We start from the raw sequence: 19,885 nt of genomic DNA on the forward strand, positions 1-19,885 counted from the left end.
AGAGGTACAGAGACACAGAGAACAGAAGAATTCAAAAACTCGTCCCAAGCAATCATCAAACCCTTACAATACAAAGCTTCATCACCTTTCCCCAATCCCCTAAACTGGCGTTAAAACTTCTCGCCATTGCTTTACTAATGTTTGCAATTCACCCGACAACCAACTGTCAAACTGGGGATATATAGGTAAACGTGGCACTAATTCCCACCCCGCAGGCTCTAAAATTTCCCTTAATTCTCGTTCTTGAATATGGGGATAATCTGGGTTTACTTCATCTTTCGGGCTAATTCCGCCTAAATCTCTTGCGCCAGCTTCAATACAAGCAAGTAACCATTGCTCATCTTTCACTAAATTGGGCGGAATTTGAATTGTGATATCTGACGGTAAAATCTGGCGTGCTTTAGCAATAACTGCTGGTAGCTGATGAGGATCAAATGGTGGCGCGTCAAAGGTTTGCTGATTACCTGGGCTATGGGGTTGTAAGATTACTTCTTGAATATGATGATAACGTTGATGAATCTGGGAAATGGCTGTTAATGTTTCCCACCAATCATCAGAAGTTTCTCCAATTCCCAACAATAAGCCTGTAGTAAAGGGAATTTGCAATTCTCCCGCCCATTCTAATTGTTGCAATCTTAGTTCTGGTAATTTACTCGGTGCATGACGATGGACTGTCTTTAATAATGATGGGGTTAACTGTTCTAACATTAAGCCCGTTGATACATTGACATTTTTGAGTCGCTGCATCTCTGCAAAGCTCAAAGGCCCTGCGTTGGTGTGTGGTAAAAAACCCATTGATAAAGCTAAATCACACAAATCATAAATTATTTGAAACCAATCTTTACGTTTATGTGAGTGAGGACTCACTTCACCGCTAAGAATAAGAATTTCACAAACTTGCTGATTTTGCAGTCTTTTTAAGATACCCTCAGCTGCTGATAAACCCATCCAAGGGCTTTCACCAGGGTCAGTGCGAAAATTGCAGTAGGTGCAGCGATTGAAGCATTCATAAGTTGGAACGATTGTGTAAGCAGGGCTATAGCTGACAAGGGAAGCTTTGGCTAATGGTTTAGTCACAATCTTTGAAGAATAGTAAATGAACAGTGTTAAGCAAAATTAATTTACTCTGTAAGCCTGAAATATCTATAAAAACTCAGTATCAGAGCTTTCCACAGGTTAAAGGCGAAAATTTTTTCTCAAAATACTTTACAAAACGCAATACTATGGATTAAGCTATGTAACAGGTTGAGAAACCTAAAACATTCATACCAAAACGTAATCATAAAGAAATGACAGCAACCTTACAACAGCGCAAAAGCGCAAACGTATGGGAGCAGTTCTGCAACTGGATCACCAGCACCAACAACCGCCTATACATCGGCTGGTTTGGCGTATTAATGATCCCCACCTTGCTAGCTGCAACCACCTGCTTCATCATCGCCTTCATCGCCGCACCCCCCGTTGACATCGACGGTATCCGCGAACCAGTAGCAGGTTCCTTACTCTACGGAAACAACATCATCTCCGGAGCAGTAGTACCTTCTTCTAACGCCATTGGTTTACACTTCTACCCAATTTGGGAAGCAGCATCCTTAGACGAATGGTTGTACAACGGTGGCCCATACCAACTAGTAGTATTCCACTTCTTGATCGGCGTATTCTGCTACCTCGGTCGTGAATGGGAACTATCCTACCGCTTGGGCATGCGTCCTTGGATCTGCCTAGCATTCTCCGCACCCGTAGCAGCAGCAACCGCAGTATTCCTCATCTACCCCATCGGACAAGGTTCCTTCTCTGACGGTATGCCCTTGGGTATCTCCGGTACCTTCAACTTCATGATCGTGTTCCAAGCAGAACACAACATCCTGATGCACCCCTTCCACATGTTAGGTGTGGCTGGTGTATTCGGTGGTAGCTTGTTCTCCGCAATGCACGGTTCCTTAGTAACCTCTTCCTTAGTTCGTGAAACAACCGAAAACGAATCCCAAAACTACGGATACAAATTCGGTCAAGAAGAAGAAACCTACAACATCGTAGCAGCACACGGTTACTTCGGTCGCTTAATCTTCCAATACGCGTCCTTCAACAACAGCCGTTCCTTGCACTTCTTCCTCGCTGCATGGCCTGTAATCGGGATTTGGTTCACAGCATTGGGCGTAAGCACAATGGCGTTCAACCTCAACGGCTTCAACTTCAACCAATCGGTGATTGACTCCCAAGGTCGCGTCATCAACACCTGGGCTGACATCATCAACCGCGCTAACTTAGGTATGGAAGTAATGCACGAGCGTAACGCTCACAACTTCCCCTTAGACTTGGCTGCTGGTGAAGTTGCTCCTGTTGCTATCAGCGCACCTGCTATCAACGGTTAATTCTTAAAGCTTCTAGCTAACTAAAAAAGCGTCCTTCCTTTCTGGGGGGACGCTTTTTTGCTTATGGGGTTTGTAGTAAGGACTTTATACCAATTCGCAATTCGCAATTCGCAATTCGCAATTCGCAATTCAGATACAATCTGGGTTTCAAGCTTTGCATCTGTTGCCTAATTTTGGAGAATTGGTATTAGTCCTGAGATTGAGATGAGGACTAAAGTCCTCCTTAAAGGGTGACAAGGCAACTATAAGCTATGCAGGACAAAACTTTGAGAGGATGGTGAAGACAAAAAATAGGGAGTACAGTTGTGACTCCCCTGAAAAAATATGTTTCCTGAATCTTACCAAAAAACCCTGCGTGGGCATCTGAATGAAAGCCAGTATATAACCATACAGCTTCTGTTATTATTGCTACAAGTTCATCGACAGGTAAAACTCTCCGTTTTAGCGAGTGTGTTTCCACAACCGATTCAATATGGCAGTCGCAAGCGAAACCTGCAACGCTTTTTAAACTTGCCTCAACTCAATGTCAAACTTTTATGGTTTCCCTTGATAAAATATTGGATAAGACAAGTACAAACGGGACGAAACTTAAATCGAGAGCAGCGTCGTCGTCTCCAGAGACTCAAACACCATAAATATGGATATTGGATAATTGCAATTGACAGAACTCAATGGAAGGGAAGAAATGTATTTATGGTGAGTTTAGTCTGGGGAACTCATGCGCTTCCTTTGTATTGGGAAGTATTAAAACAGGTAGGAAACAGTAATTTTCCTACTCAAAAACGGTTGCTAAAAACGGTGCTGACTCTATTTAAAAATTATCCGGTTTTAGTATTAGGAGACCGAGAATTTCACAGTCCTAAACTGGCTCAATGGCTGGATGACAGAGGTTTATTATTCGCTCTGAGGCAAAAAAAAGACCTGCATTTCCAAACAGCATTGAATCAAGAGTATCAAGTCCTGAAAAATCTGGGATTCAAACCAGGAATGTCTAAATTTTATCAGGGAGTCAGGTGCAATAAAGGGGATGGAATCGGACTATTTAATTTAGCGATCTATTGGAGACGAAAATATAATAATCAGGGAGCAAAAGAACCTTGGTATATCTTAACTAACCTCCCAACATTACAGCAAGCATTGGCAGTCTATCGTTGTCGTTGGGGCATTGAACAAATGTTCAAGGATTATAAAACAAGTGGCTATAACTTAGAAGACACCAAGGTTAATGACACCCGTTTTTTAGCCTTAGTCTTGTTGATTACTCTGGCTTATTGTTTGGCGACCATGCAAGGGCAACAGATGCAAAAATTAGGCATAGATATCTATGCTGGTCGTATCCAATCACACAAAGACATCACCCCATACCAGAGTCACTTTAGCTTTGGACTCTACGGACAACGATGGCGTTATGGGATGGAATTATGGGCAGATTGGGTTCTAAGTCTGATTGCCCTCAAACCCCATAAACGACTCTATTTTCAGCGTGGTTTTTATGCCCTATCCCTTATCCAGCAAACTTTATAGGTAGGTTGTCACCCTCTGAGAAAGTCCTCACTACGAACTTCTGAATTTTAAAAACGTTGACCTATGCCTAAATGTACTCTGCTTTCACCTTGGTCATTAATACCGTAGTCAGCACGAATTAGACCTAATGGAGAGTCTACCCTGACTCCTGCACCATAACCAAACCCAGTGCCGGGTTTATTCCTTACGCCTGCGGGGTCTCCAACAACGGTATCGCCAGAACCTAAATCGGAGGCGAAGTCAGCAAAGACTACACCCCCAAATATTGGGGCGATGGGAAAACGATATTCGGCGGAGGCTAGTACATAACTGCGACCATTCCCGACATCGCCAACGTCGTAACCACGTACAGAATTAGAACCACCTAAATTAAAGGTATCGTAGGGTGGTAATTTGCCCAAAACTGTCCCAGCCTGCACATTTACAGCAAATACTTGGGGTTTTTGACTGTTAAATAAGTTGACTGGCAAATATTGACTGTAATTAGCGGTGAGACGATTCATGGAAATGTTAGCTTCACCGATGGGTACAGATTGTTCTGTACTGAGTCTGAGAACAGAACCTTGGGTGGGATTAATCAGATTGTCGCGTTGGTCTTTGGTGGCGGTAAAAGATACGGTAGCTAGGTCATCAACACCGTTACCACTAGCTGATAGAGGATTACCTTGAATATCATTGGTGGTAATATTACCTTGGCGATCGCGGATGCTGGTACGAGTATAATTAAAACCTAATGAGGTATCCCAATCATCAATAGGTCGTTGTAAGCTAATACTTGCACCAATCTTACCTTCTCGCACTTTATCACCGTTGGCTAAGGTAATCTGATCATCAAAGGTTTCAGAAAGTTGACGGTTACGGAAGATTTTGACTGTGTAGCCTAAGCGGTCGGGATTTGTAGCCCGATAGGGACTAATAAATTTAGTATCAAATTGCAAATCACGGCTACCAACACCCACATTCACATTTAAAATATCATTTCTGCCGCCAATATTTTGGTCTTGATAGTTTACAGTCCCGATTAACCCCGTATCAGCATTGTAACTACCGCCTAAATTAATCGCTCGCGCTCCATTTTCCTTGAGTTCATAAATCACATCTAAATTACTAGCATCACCTTCAAAGGCCACATTGATACTTTGAAATAAGCCGGTACGATACAAGTTCTGCACATCTTGACGGACAATATTTTCTTGGAAGACCTGACCTGCTTTGAGTTGCAGTTGTTGTTTCAAGAAATCTGGTTTGGTGCGACCGGAAACGGGATTACCTTGAGCATCAACGGTTTTACCCTCATCATTCACAAAGCGAAACTTGATATCACTAACTAAACCTTCCGCCACATTGACCGTGAGAATACCTTGGGGATTGGGTTTAATTGATAACACTCGTGCTAAGTTATAACCGTTGTCGGTGTACCATTTATTGATTTGTTGGACTGCGGTTTTTAGTTGTGCGGGACTGATGGGTTTACCAACCTGAGATTGAAAAGGTGTGAGGGCGACTTGGTAAGTCAAAGCTTTAGCACCTGAGAGTTGCAGCGATCGCACGACCACGGGTTGCACCTGATACACTACATTTAACCCCGATGGGTTAACGCTAGTATTAACCTCCGCACTGACAAATAAACCAGTCTGCAAAATAGCAGCGATATCACTTTGCAACTGATTTTGGCTAGTTTCTCCCCCCGCCTGAGTTTTAATCACTTGGCGAATCACTTGCTGTAATTCGGGAGTTGCACCTACTATCTGCACATCGGTAGCTGTGACGACTAAACCGCTTTCAGTCGTGGTAGGTTTGGGGGGTGCTGGTGTGACTACAGCAGGTGTAGGCGGGAGAACAACAGGCTTTGAAGATTGGGAAAATTGGGGAGTCATCTCCGTTTCTGGTGCAGCCACATTCTTGAGGGGTGCAGGTTTTTCTTCCACTACGGGAACTACTAGATTTTGGTCTGGTGCAGCCTGAGTAGAAGCGGTAGCAGGTGCAGCCATAGCTGATTGCGTAACATTACCAGCCGCCAAAGTAGCTAAAGTCAAAATGGTAGTAGAAGGAACACGCATAATCATTTGGGAAATAGGGCATAGGGAATTGGGCATGGGAAAAAAGCTTATCCATGCCTGTGTGATGCTTTACACGATTTTATGAATTCCGCAGTGGCGGTATTGAGAATTAAAACAATTCGCAATTCGCAATTCGCAATTCGCAATTACGTTTTGTGACGGGGATTTAAACCCCGACACAAAACACGCTGCTTATAGAAGCAGGGGACTTAAACCCCCAAAGTTTGTTAAAAATTACAGCGTTGCTGAATCAAAGTATGAAATGCCAGCAATACTTTTATTTTCCTTTGTTCCTTCGCGCCTTTGCGCCTTTGCGTGAGACAATTCATATTCTCAATCAGCAACGCCAAAATTACGAATTACTGAAATAGACCATTAATTTTGCTATTTTGTTTCTTAAATTAGGGGTATGGGGGTATAAGGGTGTAAGGGTGTGGGGGAAGCAAACAAGATTTTACCCAATGCCCCATGCCCAATTTCCAATGCCCAATCCCTGGTTATGAATGATTTATCTCGCTTATCTTTTGCCTCTAATTCATCAAGTGCCGATTCTCGATTGCAGCTATTAGTATTAAGTAATGGTCATGGGGAAGATGTAATTGCTGCCCGCATTTTGCAGGCATTATTGCAACAACCCTACCCACCAGATATCTTTGCATTGCCTTTGGTGGGAGAAGGACACGCCTATCAAAAGTTAAATATTCCTCTGATTGGTACAGTCCGCACAATGCCTTCTGGTGGGTTTGTCTATATGGATGGGCGACAATTAGCGCGAGATGTACGTGGTGGTTTATTACAATTAACTTGGAGTCAAATTCAAGCAGTGCGGCGTTGGGTGCGATCGCAAAAAAAATTAGGCCAGCAAAATGCTGTCTTGGCGGTAGGGGATATTGTCCCGCTATTGTTTGCCTATATCAGTGGGGCTAAATATGCTTTTGTGGGGACAGCCAAATCAGAATATTATGTGCGGGATGAAGTAGGAATTCTCCCTCGACAATCCAAAGCCGCCCGTTGGGAAAATTTTTCTGGTTCGATTTACCATCCTTGGGAAAGGTGGTTAATGAGTCGCCGTCGTTGTAAAGCCGTGTTTCCCAGAGATGGGTTAACCGCAAAAATTTTAAATCAGTGGCCGATTCCCGCCTTTAATTTTGGCAATCCCATGATGGATGGACTAGAACCAAGATTTAATACCCAACAACTTTATAGTATTGATAGTCAACAACAAGAATTAACTAGACCACTGATGATTACTTTACTTCCTGGTTCGCGTCCGCCGGAAGCATATAAAAATTGGGAAATCATGATGGTGGGGGTGTCTGCATTGATGGCGAGTTTTCGCGAGGAAAATTCATTCGTCCCCAATTCCGGTAAAGTGGTGTTTTTAGGAGCGATCGCACCCAACTTAGATATACAAGCCTTCGCCAAATCCTTAAAATCTCATGGTTGGCAAGCCTCAACAGAATTTCCCCTACCTTTACCAGACAATCAAGCTCTCATCTTTCAGCAAAGAAACGTCTATTTCCTGCTAACACAACAAGCATACAATGAATGTTTGCATTGGGGAGACGTAGCGATCGCCATGGCCGGGACAGCTACAGAACAGTTTATAGGTTTAGGGAAACCAGCGATCGCCATTCCAGGAGAGGGGCCACAATATAACCCCGGTTTTGCAGAAGCCCAAAGCCGATTATTAGGCTTATCGTTGATTTTAGTCTCAGAACCAGCAGAAGTAGCTGTGCAGGTGCGATCGCTGTTCACTCATCCTGACAGGTTACACCTAATTGCAGAGAATGGTAGGCAAAGAATGGGTAAGCCTGGTGCAGCACAAAGAATTGCTGAGTGTTTGATGGAAAGATTTTTTAGTCAATAGTCAATAGTCATTAGTCATTACTCAGCACCGGCTAAACGCCGCGCTACCGCTAACAGCACTCAGCACTCAGCACTCATTACTCATTACTCATTACTCAGCACTCAGCACTCATTACTCAGCACTTATTACTCAACAAATCAACCTGTAATTGGTAGGGAAATAATAAATTCTGTTCCTTCTCCTAAAACTGAATTAACCTCGATTTTCCCGCCGTGTTTTTCTTCTACAATTTGACGCGCGATCGCCAAGCCTAAGCCTGTACCTTTACCTACAGCCTTGGTAGTAAATAAATGGTCAAAAATGCGGTTTTTTACGTCTGCACTCATGCCTTTACCATTGTCTTGAATATGAATATAAATTTTGTCGGTAGCGGCTTGTGTACGAATCGTAATTTTCTGGGGTCGATTTTGCAATTCAGCAAATTTAGCGGTTTGAGCAGCTTCGTCAAAGACATCAATAGCATTCGCCAAGATATTCATAAATACTTGGTTTAATTGCCCAGGAAAACATTCAATTAGTGGCAGATCACCGTATTCTTGCTCAATGACGATCTCCGGGCGATGTTGGTCAGCTTTGAGGCGGTATTTTAAAATTAGCAGCGTACTATCAATTCCTTCGTGAATATTCGCTCTGATTTTGTAGTCGGTGTCAGCACGGGAGAAAGTACGCAAACTTTTACTAATCGATTTAATCCGTTCCGTTGCACCTCTCATCGCATTGAGTAACTTAGGTAAGTCTTCTGTCAAAAATTCCAAATCGATGTTTTGGGAGTTTTTGACAATCGATGTAGTGGGTTCGGGATAATTCTGTTGATAAAGTTGTATATGTCCGATTAAATCCTGGACGTATTCTTTGGCATTGCTGATACTACCATTGAGAAAGCCGATGGGGTTATTGACTTCATGCGCCACACCTGCAACTAAATTACCCAAAGAAGCCATCTTCTCACTTTGAATCATCTGGATTTGGGTTTGTTTGAGTTCTCGTAAGGCTCTTTCTAGTTTCTGAGATTTTTCCTGTTCTTGGGCATGAAGTTGGGCATTTTCTAAAGAAATGGCTGCTTGGGTACAAAGGAAATTGAGGATCATAATGCGATCGCGGCTAAACACACCGCTAACAGCACGGTTTTTTAAATACAAAATGCCTATCAAATTTCCCTGGCTGACAATTGGTAAGCACAGTAAACTTTTTGGTTGCTGCTCATTTAAATACTCGTCAATTACAGGTAAATCCGTTGTGAGTTCGTCAATAACTACAACTTTTTGCGTATTTTTAACATAATGTATCAACTTCATGGGTAAATTAGCATTACCCTCTAGAGGTTGAGAACAAAGTTCTGTATCTTCAAGTGTGGCAATAGCTTGAACCTGCCATTCACCATGAATATTCGGCAGAATTAAAACACAGCGATCGCCCCCAGAGTGTTGCAAAATAATCTGAGTTAGTTGATGTAGTAATTCATCGAGTTGAATTGTGCTGGAAAGACTTTGGCTAGCTTTGAGAATAGAGGTTAAGTCCAAAAATGTATTAATACTGGGATGGGATGAAGTTTTGGCAGCGTTGTGAAATGTGACATTAACACCACTAATTGAGACTAGGGTTTCTAAGGAATTGAGAGTGGGTGTTGTCTGCTGTAAAATAGGGTATAGCAAATCAGGATAGCGATTTTCTAGTTCCTTGGTTTTCGCTTTTGCTCCCCAGCGACCGTAAAAGTAATAAGCCTCCTGCATATAACCTGCGGCTACTTTTTCTTTTCCCCGATCTAAATAAAATTTGGCAGCGAGTTCGTAAGCTAAAGCTGTATCTTGAAAATAATGATGATCTTTGGCATTGGCAATTGCTAAGTCATAAGCCTCCATAGCATCCAATGGTTGATGCAGTATGCGATATTGTTCAGCCGCCACCAATTGGCAACGATGTAAATGATTAAACGGTGCATGAGTTGCCCATGTTTCTAATTTTGTCTGATGCTGCTTAACTCGCTCCAGAATTTCCTGCTGTTGTACTTTTGTGGCATTTTCATACAGTGCCAGCTGTACTAGGGCATCGTAGAAGGAGTATAAGACTACCATAAAGCAGCCAATTCCACCTTCTAGATATTGTTCTGTAATAAGTGATATCTGGGCTGCTGGCTGATGTTCGCCAAACAGATAATGCAAAAATACTTGATTTATATGCCAATAAAATAAGGCTGTGTGATGGTTATTAGCTTGCAGTACAGGTAGTAATTCAGCTGAGGCGAAAATTTTCCCTGTCAATTGCTGGGGAACTTCCGTCTGTCCCAGTAAGTTGTAGATAACTTGCTGATAAATTGCTAAATAATATAGGGAAGTTGTTTGTTTGAGTTGAGAGATACTCTGACGATAAGCATCAGTTTGAGCAGCAAGACTAGTTAACTCTTGTCCAGCATGATAAGCGTAATAACAGCAAGCAGCCGCATTTAAGGCTGCTGATTCAATATCTCCTGTTTCGAGTCCAATTTGGTAAGCTTCTTGTAAATAAGGAATAGAGTCCTGTAAAGGGGCTTTCCAATGGTGAATATAGGTGTGAATAACATACCACGCTCTACTTTTATAAGTGTGGGCTTGCAATTTTTCTAGTAGTTTCCATCCTAGTTGACCAAAATCGTAACCGGAAGGGATATCCCCAATTACGCCGCACAGAATTAGACCATAATCAACATAACCATAAATTGAAGTGGGAGAATTGCCATCTAAGATAGATAATTCTACTTGCTTAAAAATCAGTAGAGCCATTAAATGGTGATTACTCGAATAGGCGCAAGACACTAGCCAACTCAACATTTGCATGGCTGCTATCCGATGAGGTAGCGTCATGGGAGGTAAATCCAACAAATTCAAGGGAACTTGCCAAAGTTGCTGTGTGGTGGCAAAAGCTTGCCTCACCTCCATCTGCGTCGGTTGGCTAGGAAATGTCACTCCCAATGAATCTAAGGCCTGCAAACCCATTTGTAAGGCATCGAGGAGTTTACCTTGAGCTTTAGTTCCCATCAATCGGGTTTGCTCTACTGGGATAGTATCTAGGAGGGTGCGGGCGTTTTGCAACACCAGACTACCCCATTGTTCCATTTGGTCAAAATCGGTATTCAGATAGGCCGCATCTGTTGCCTCTGTATATAGTGCTAAGGTGAGGTCGTAATTACTCTCCCAAGCATCTAGAGGTAGAAGCTTGATACCTGTGGTGAAATAGTCAACGGCTGAAGCATAAGCTGTTGCTGTCTTAGATTTTCGTCCTGCTGTCAGGTTCAACTGTGCTAGCTGTGTTTTCTCCTGTGGCGTAGTCATCAGGGAGGAACCCATATTCAGATGATTGACGATTTCAAAGAGTCGTTCTTCCCGTCTACTAACTGACGTATTGGATAATAAGAGTTGACCTATGTGTAGGTGGGTAGCTTGTTGGTCATCTTCAGCAATTAGGGAGTAGGCAGCTTGCTGAATGCGGTCATGGAGAAATCTATATTGGACAGCGATCGCTCCCTTCTCTTCGGGTTGATTAATTTCCTCAGTGGGGAAAAACTTGTAGGTTTCACTGGTAGGCAGAATTAACCTTTCTTGGAGTGCTGGCCATAGGTGTTTTGCAGTTGCGGTTTCTGAATTTTCAGCGACTATGGCTAATGTTTGCAAATCAAACTGGTTGCCAATACAAGCCCCCAATTTCAACATCTGTTGTGTTTGCTGGGGTAACTTTTGCAACTGCTGCGCCATAAACTCTACGACACTATCTGTTAATGCTGCTTGGCGCACTTGAACAATATCACATTCCCAATGTCTCAGTAGGGGGTTGAAGATAATTAAGCCATCTTGATGTAACACCTTGAGAAATTGTGTGGTGAAAAACGGATTCCCCTGGGTCTTTTGATACACCAATTCTGTTAAAGGTTGCGCGATATCGGCTGTACAATGGAGGGCATCAGCCACAAGATGATTGACACTTTTTTGGCTAAGAGGCTGCACTGTCATCGTCTGCACTGTTGCTCCTGTTTGCCTGATGTCCTCCAAAGTTAACAGCAAAGGATGTGCAGCCAAAACTTCATGATCTCGGTAAGTACCAATTAACAATAAATAGTTAGTCAGTGATTCTCCCATCAGCAACTTGATCAAATTCAATGAAGCTAAATCAGCCCATTGCAAATCATCGAGAAATATTACCAACGGATGCTCTGATGTCGAGAAAACTTGAATGAATTTCTGGAACAATAAGTTAAATCGATTTTGAGCAGCAGTACCTAAAAGTTGTGTAGTAGGTGGTTGCACGCCAATGATGCGTTCTAGCTCAGGAATAACTTCGATCATGACTTGAGCATTATCGCCCAAGGTTAAAAGTATTTGATTTTTCCAGGTTTGCAGCTGGGTATCAGATTCCGCAAGCAATTGTTTTATTAAGTCGCGAAAGGCTTGAAGAAATGCAGATAAGGGAAGATTGCGATTGAATTGGTCGAACTTGCCTTTGATAAAATATCCCTGTTGGCGAGTAATGGGTTTATGGACTTCATTGACGACGGCGGTTTTCCCAATTCCCGAAAACCCCGCCACTAGCATCATTTCGGTGCTACCATTGGCGACTCGCTCAAATGCTTGTAGTAATGTTTTAACTTCCGTTTCTCTACCATAGAGTTTTTCGGGAATTAAAAAGCGATCGCAAATATCCCGCTTACCAATTTCAAAGTCAGTGATTTCGCCTGTTCGTTGTAATTGTGCCAGACAAATTTCTAAATCAAATTTTAGTCCTAAAGCACTTTGATATCTATCTTCAGCATTTTTCGCCATTAATTTCATGACTATATCTGAAATTACCTGGGGAATTGCTGCATTGTGAATTTCATCAACTGGCTTGGCGATGTGACAATGTAATAACTCCATGGGGTCATCACAAATAAATGGTAAATTACCTGTGAGTAATTCATAAAATGTCACACCCAAAGAATAAAAGTCACTGCGATAATCAATGCCGCGATTCATTCTTCCGGTTTGTTCGGGAGAAATATAGGCGAGTGTGCCTTCTAAGACATTGGGACTTTTGATTTCTGGGGTTTCTTTGGGTAGTAAGGAGGCGATACTAAAGTCAATAAGTTCTATTTGTTGGCTATGGGGATGGATGAGAATATTGGCGGGTTTGATGTCTTTATGAATGACACGATTGTGGTGTAAGTTGTGTAGAATTTGGCTGAGTTGAATGGCGAGCGTCAGAAATTCTACTAGGGATAATCGGTGGTATTTGATATATTCACGGAGGGCAATGGCACCTGTATCGGGCATGACTAGAATGTAGCCATGTCCGTAGGTTTCTAGGGCTAAGGGTTGGATGATTCCAGGAATATGCAGATTTTTACTGATAGTGTATTGATTGCGAAATTGCAGTAATTCTTGGAAATTTGGGTATTTGGATGTAAGCAGTTTAATGATGACTGGTTGTTGGTCTTGTTGGCGGATGGCCCGATATACTATGGTTTTTGAGCCTGCGTAAATTTGTGAGATGATTTGATATCCAGGAATCAAAAGTCTTTGAGTCTCAGCAGCCATTTATACAAACCTCTGGTGGGAATTAGTGTTTGTCTATTGACATCGACGAAGCCATACACAGCAATTGTAGAATCTAGTATTCCCACGAATTAGGTCTGGAGTAACCTCATTCAGCCTTTTAAGTATAAAAAAATACTATTGTATTAATTGGTTGCTGCCAATCTGCGCGATTTTGCCATCATTTGGTAGGGAAATGATAAATTCTGTTCCCTCTCCTAAAACTGAATTAACCTTGATTTTTCCACCGTGTTTTTCTTCCACAATTTGACGCGCGATCGCCAGTCCTAAGCCCGTACCTTTACCTACACCTTTAGTAGTAAATAGATGGTCAAAGATGCGGTCTTTCACATCTGCACTCATACCTTCACCATTATCTTGGATATGAATATCAACTTGATTTTCAACTACTCTGGTACGAATGATAATTTTTTGGGGTTGATTTTCCATTTCCTCAAATGTGTACTTTTGTGCCACATCATCGAACATATCAATGGCATTAGCCAAGATGTTCATAAATACTTGGTTTAATTGCCCAGGAAAACATTCAATTAGGGGTAAATCACCATATTCTTGCTCAATGAGAATAGCTGGACGATGTTCGTCAGCTTTGAGGCGGTATTTTAAAATTAGCAGTGTACTATCAATCCCTTCATGAATGTTAGCCATGACTTTGTGATCAGTATCAGCACGGGAGAAGGTGCGTAAGCTGGTACTAATCGATTTAATGCGCTCAGTCGCCCCCGTCATCGCACCAAGCAATTTAGGTAAATCTGCCATCACAAATTCTAAATCGATATCTTCAGCATTTTCTTGAATCTCTGATGTCGGTTGGGGATAATGTTTTTGATAAAGTCCTAAATGTCCTAGTATGTCTTTTACATAGTCACGGGCATTGCTAATACTACCATTGAGGAAACCAATGGGGTTATTGACTTCATGAGCTACACCTGCAACCAAATTACCCAAAGATGCCATTTTTTCACTTTGGACTATTTGCAGTTGCGATTGCTTTAAATCTAACAATACTTGATTAAGTTGTTTGGCTTTATCTTGTCGTTGATGAGACTCTATGGCTAGGGCAATTAAATTAGCTACGGAACGGATGAAATTTTGTTCCGATGGAGTCCAAGTCCGTTTTTGTCCAACGTGTTCACAACAGATTACTCCTCCCATATCTCCATTAATCTGGAAACTAGAATCTAGCATCGATGAAATATTTAAGACATCTAAATAACCTTTGCTAAATTGACAGGTACGGGGATCATTCATCGCATCATCCGCCGCAATAATTGGTTGTGACTTCACAGCTAAAAAATAGGCAGGATAATCAGCCACTAGGAGTTCTAATCCTTGTGAATGTTCTTGAGCAGAACGTTGAAATAAATCCATACACCGGATTTTGGTTTGATGTTCATTAAATAGCCAAACACTAACTCTTTCTGTTTGTAAGGTGTTAGCTGTCACTTGCGTCAGTTCTACAAATGCTGCACTTAAATTTCCTTGATTAATTGCTGGACTTTGAGAAAGCTGAAGCAGTGCTAAAGCTTGTCTTTGTAATATTTTTTCTTCTTGGAGTAATTTTTTTTGCGCGGTTTGTAATGTTTGAAGAGATGTTTCTAATTGTTGAGCATAGCTTTGAGATTGTTGATAAAGACGGGCATTTTCCAGGGAAATGGCGGCTTGAGTACAAAGAAAATTGAGAATGAGGACGCGATCGCTAGTAAACACCCCGCTAGTAGACTGATTTTTCAAATACAAAATCCCAATTAAATTGCCCTGATTGAGAATTGGTAAGCATAGTACACTTTTAGGTTGACGCTGATTTAAATATGTCCCAATCACAGGTAAATCTGTTTTGAGATTGTCAATCATTACCACTTCCTTAGTGTTTTTGACGTACTGGATCAGCTTAATTGGTAACTTAGGATTGTTCTCCAGGGGTTCGTTGTACAACTCGGTGTTTTCAGGTGTGGCAATAGCTCGTAGTAACCAATTCCCATCACTATTAGGTAGGATTAAAGCACAGCGATCAGCACCGGAATTTTGCAGAATAATCTGAGTTAGTTGATGTAGTAATTCATTTAACTCTATTGTGCTGGATAGACTTTGAGAAGCTTTGAGAATCCCCGACAAATCTAAAACTGTATTGATACGGGTACTAGAGGAAGGTGTAGCGGTGGAAGAAGAATGAATTGACAGGTTGGCATTAGTGATAGCCGCTAGGGTTTCTAAGGGGTTGAAACTTGATCCAGACTGCTGGAAAATGGGGCGCAGTAAGTGAGGATAAAGGCTTTCTAACTCTTTGGTTTTGGCGGCTGCACCCCAATGAGCATAGCCATAGTAAGCTTCCTGCATATAAACTGCGGCGATTCTGTCTTTACCTGAAGCTAGGTAAAATTTAGCAGCCAGTTCATTAGCCAGAGCAGCTTCTTGGAGATAGTTTTTACCTTCAGCTTGGGCGATCGCGCGATCGTAAAAATCCCCTGCTTCATATTTTTTTCCTAATACCCGGTAAATTTCAGCTTCTACCAATTGAAATTTGTGCAGGTAATTCATGGGGGCATAATCTGCCCATATTTTCATAGACTTTTGATTGCTTTTTACCTTTTCCAAATAAGCATTTGCTGTCACCGGATCTACACTCTTATACAATGACAAAAGACTCAAGGATTGATAAAAATTCTTCAAAGGAACAATTAGTAAACCAGCCGCGCCCTGTTCATATTCCTCAAATTTATCAGCATAATCTTTGCCAGTTTGAGCATCACCGAATAAGTAAGATAGTAGTAGTTTGGCTAAATAGACATAGCAAATGCCATTGACATTACGGCTAGCAATTAAAGCAGGCAAATCCACAGTTTCATTAAAGCTAGAACCAATCAGCATCATGGGATTTTCAGTATTACCACGCAGGTTAATTACTGTTTGTCGCCATGTATTTGCCCAAATTAAAGAAGCTTCCTGCTTGATATTTTCAATGAGGTGGCAGTATTTATTGGCTTCAGCTTCCGCCGTTTCTAGATTTTCTCCTGTCCAGAATAAAAATTGGCAATAACAATTAGCACAATATCCCACATACTCTAAATCACCATGTTCCAAACCACTAGTTAAACCAGCTAAAAATACAGGTAATGTAGAACGGATGGAATCTCGCCAATGTTTAATAAATAAAGCAAAAGTCAGATTAACTTTACTAGTCAATTCTTTAGCGTGCAATCGCTCTAAAACAATAGTGGCTAATTCTCCAAATTGATAGCCGCGTTCAATTTCACCAGTCGCACACAGAAATAGACCATAAAAACTATAAGCAATTGCCGCTTGGGGAGAGTTACCAAATTGAATACAGATTTTCACCATTGTAAAAATCTTTAAGGGTAATAACTCCGGTTTGGCTAAATACACAGATGCAAATAAACCCACCAGAATTCGCATAGCGGCGGCTTGATGAGAATCTACTAAAATTGGTAGATTCGCCAGACTGGGAATTGGGCGATCGCCTAACATGATTTTGAGTTGTTGATGTTGGACAATCATTGTTTCAAAATCACATGATTCGGGAAAATCTATGCCCAATAAATTCAGGGCTTCTCTACCTGTATTGATAGCTTCTAACAGTTGGTGTTGGGCTGTATATGACTGAATTTGAATTTCATAAACCTTGATTTTATCTAATGAATGCTGTGCTGATTCTAGAGTTTTTGCAATGAGGTATTTACAGTTTTCAAAATTAGTGTTTAGATATTCTGACTCAGCCAAAGATTCATATAATCTCAAGGTTAATGTATATTGACTCTGCCAACTATCAGCAGTTAAAAGCATTAACCCAGTATTTAAATAACTGACAGCCGCGCTATAAGCTGTCGCCACTTTAGCCTTATTTCCCGCCCTTAAGTTTAATTGCGCTAATTTTTCTTTTGAAGATAAGTCATCGATTAATTCAAGACCTATATTTAACTGATTGACAATATCAAAGATGCGGTTGTCTAAATCTGACTCTATTGTATTGTGCAGCAGTAATTCGCCAATTTTCAAATGTGTGGCTTGTTTTTGGGCATGGGGAATCAAGGAGTAAGCAGCTTGTTGCACACGGTCATGTAAAAATCTATAAGTTAAATTCTCACCCTTGTGATTATTGATATTGACTTGCTCATCACTCAAATAAAATTTATAAACTTCACTTTGGGGTAAAATTAATCCTTCTTGTAAAGACTTCCATAAAGCTACAGCAGCATCCGCTTGCAACTGTTCAGAAACAATTGCTAAAGTCGCTAAATCAAATTGATTACCAATACAAGCAGCTAGTTTGAGAATATGTTGCGTTTCTGGTGGCAACTTCTGCAACTGCTGTGCCATAAATTCCACCACATCATCGGTGAGAGATAGGGCATGAATTTGGGCAATATCACATTCCCAATAACCACACTCACGATTAAATGTAATTTGCCCATCTTCGTGTAATGCTTTGAGAAATTGAGTGATAAAAAATGGATTCCCCTTGGTCTTGCGAAAAATTAATTCTGTCAAAGGTAGCGATCGCTCAATGACACAATGTAAGGTATCAGCTACCAACTGATTGGCATCACTTAAAGTTAAAGGTGCGAGGGTAATTGTACTGACAATTTTTCCAGTTTGCTGGAGTTTATCAACTGTCAACATCAAAGGATGTGTAGGGTAAACCTCATTATCACGGTAAGCTCCCAATAACAGCAGATAATTCTTATCCCCCATCAACAATTTCATCAACTGCAAAGAAGCAGAATCTGCCCATTGTAAATCATCCAAAAACATCACTAACGGATGTTCTTTAGTGGTGAACACCGCAATAAATTTCTGGAACAATAAATTAAAGCGATTTTGGGCAGCAGTTCCAGAAAGTTCTGGTGCAGGCGGTTGTTGACCAATCAGCCTTTCCAGTTCTGGCATGACTTCAATCAAAACTTGCCCATTGTCTCCTACCGCCGCTAAAATATCACTGCGCCATTGTTGTAGTTGACTATCTGATTCGGAGAGTAACTGCCCAATTAAATCGCGTAATGCCTGGACAAAGGCTAATAGGGGTAAATTGCGATTGAATTGGTCGAACTTGCCTTTGATAAAATATCCCTGTTGGCGAGTAATGGGTTTATGAACTTCATTGACGACGGCGGTTTTCCCAATTCCCGAAAACCCCGCCACCAGCATCATTTCGGTGCTACCATTGGCGACTCGCTCAAATGCTTGTAGTAATGTTTTAACTTCCGTTTCTCTACCATAGAGTTTTTCGGGAATTAAAAAGCGATCGCAAATATCCCGCTTACCAATTTCAAAGTCAGTGATTTCGCCTGTTCGTTGTAATTGTGCCAGACAAATTTCTAAATCAAATTTTAGTCCTAAAGCACTTTGATATCTATCTTCAGCATTTTTCGCCATTAATTTCATGACTATATCTGAAATTACCTGGGGAATTGCTGCATTGTGAATTTCATCAACTGGCTTGGCGATGTGACAATGTAATAACTCCATGGGGTCATCACAAATAAATGGTAAATTACCCGTGAGTAATTCATAAAATGTCACACCCAAAGAATAAAAGTCACTGCGATAATCAATGCCGCGATTCATTCTTCCGGTTTGTTCGGGAGAAATATAGGCGAGTGTGCCTTCTAAGACATTGGGACTTTTGATTTCTGGGGTTTCTTTGGGTAGCAGTGAGGCGATGCTAAAGTCAATGAGTTCTATTTGTTGGCTATGGGGATGGATGAGAATATTGGCGGGTTTGATGTCTTTATGAATGACACGATTGTGGTGTAAGTTGTGTAGAATTTGGCTGAGTTGAATGGCGAGCGTCAGAAATTCTACTAGGGATAATCGGTGGTATTTGATATATTCGCGGAGGGCAATGGCACCTGTATCGGGCATGACTAGAATGTAGCCATGTCCGTAGGTTTCTAGGGATAATGGTTGAATAATTCCAGGAATTTGCAGATTTTTACTGATAGTGTATTGATTGCGAAATTGTAGTAACTCGTAAAAATTAGGATATTCTGAAGTGAGTAGTTTAATGACTACCGATTGTTGTGATTGTTGACGGATAGCTCGATATACTCTGGTTCTTGAGCCTGCATATAGTTGTGAGATGATTTGATATCCAGGAATCAACAGTTTTGTAGTCTCATTAGCCATGTGTACAACCTTATGGTGCAAGTTATTTCCAGCTTTTCATGACAAAGCCTTGCAGAACGCGTCTACATAAAATTTAGTATTCCCACAAATCGTTAAGGTACTTCCAAGAGACTTGTAACTAAAACAAGACTTATGTCAGCAAAATTTGTCATTGCAACCGAGATGTAGTGCAAGGAAGCAATCCCAGAATTTTAGGCGATTACGTCGCTATTGCTCGTAATGACGTAATTATGTAAATTTTACGTAATACCGTTTCTGTAGCTTGCCTGGCGTAGCCATAGATGTACTTTATTCTGTACTGTAGAAACTTGCATGCAACATCTCTACATCATTTATAAAGAATTGCTATAAGTCCTA

At 41.3% G+C, this 19,885-nt stretch carries 7 protein-coding genes; 3 read left to right on the forward strand and 4 right to left on the reverse strand.

Going from position 1 to position 19,885, the window contains the following annotated elements; all coding sequences use genetic code 11:
• Nucleotides 1-99 precede the first annotated feature (99 nt).
• A complete protein-coding gene (gene cofG, locus ACQFX9_RS04660) occupies nt 100-1,077 on the reverse strand; it encodes a 7,8-didemethyl-8-hydroxy-5-deazariboflavin synthase subunit CofG (protein WP_427160923.1) in 978 nt (325 codons plus the stop codon).
• Nucleotides 1,078-1,289: 212 nt separating this feature from the next.
• On the opposite strand from cofG, the gene psbA reads away from it, so the two are divergent.
• Both psbA and ACQFX9_RS04670 read left to right on the forward strand, forming a co-directional pair.
• A complete protein-coding gene (gene psbA / locus ACQFX9_RS04665) occupies nt 1,290-2,372 on the forward strand; it encodes a photosystem II q(b) protein (protein WP_427160924.1) in 1,083 nt (360 codons plus the stop codon).
• Between the two features lie 324 nt (nt 2,373-2,696).
• Nucleotides 2,697-3,896: an IS4 family transposase gene (locus ACQFX9_RS04670; RefSeq protein ID WP_427160925.1), complete on the forward strand. Its 1,200-nt coding sequence runs from the start codon at nt 2,697-2,699 to the stop codon at nt 3,894-3,896.
• A 47-nt stretch (nt 3,897-3,943) separates the two neighbouring features.
• Here ACQFX9_RS04670 and ACQFX9_RS04675 read toward each other — a convergent pair whose 3' ends face one another.
• The gene (locus ACQFX9_RS04675) at nt 3,944-5,956 is read right to left on the reverse strand and encodes a BamA/TamA family outer membrane protein (protein ID WP_427160926.1); all 2,013 of its coding nucleotides are present in this window, start codon (nt 5,954-5,956) and stop codon (nt 3,944-3,946) included.
• A gap of 499 nt (nt 5,957-6,455) precedes the next feature.
• Here ACQFX9_RS04675 and ACQFX9_RS04680 point away from each other — a divergent pair, with 499 nt between their 5' ends.
• Entirely contained in the window at nt 6,456-7,826 is a 1,371-nt protein-coding gene (locus tag ACQFX9_RS04680; protein WP_427160927.1) for a lipid-A-disaccharide synthase-related protein, read from the forward strand.
• Nucleotides 7,827-7,963: 137 nt separating this feature from the next.
• Here the strand turns inward: ACQFX9_RS04680 and ACQFX9_RS04685 are convergent, their stop codons facing one another.
• Both ACQFX9_RS04685 and ACQFX9_RS04690 read right to left on the reverse strand, forming a co-directional pair.
• On the reverse strand, nt 7,964-13,366 hold the full coding sequence (locus ACQFX9_RS04685) for a trifunctional serine/threonine-protein kinase/ATP-binding protein/sensor histidine kinase (protein WP_427160928.1): 5,403 nt from the start codon (nt 13,364-13,366) through the stop codon (nt 7,964-7,966).
• A gap of 135 nt (nt 13,367-13,501) precedes the next feature.
• Complete coding sequence (locus tag ACQFX9_RS04690; protein WP_427160929.1) at nt 13,502-19,528, reverse strand: ATP-binding sensor histidine kinase; 6,027 nt, start codon at nt 19,526-19,528, stop codon at nt 13,502-13,504.
• Between the last annotated feature and the right edge of the window lie 357 nt (nt 19,529-19,885).

Origin of the sequence: Aliinostoc sp. HNIBRCY26 (genome assembly GCF_050235535.1) — a bacterium.
Classification (GTDB): domain Bacteria; phylum Cyanobacteriota; class Cyanobacteriia; order Cyanobacteriales; family Nostocaceae; genus Trichormus.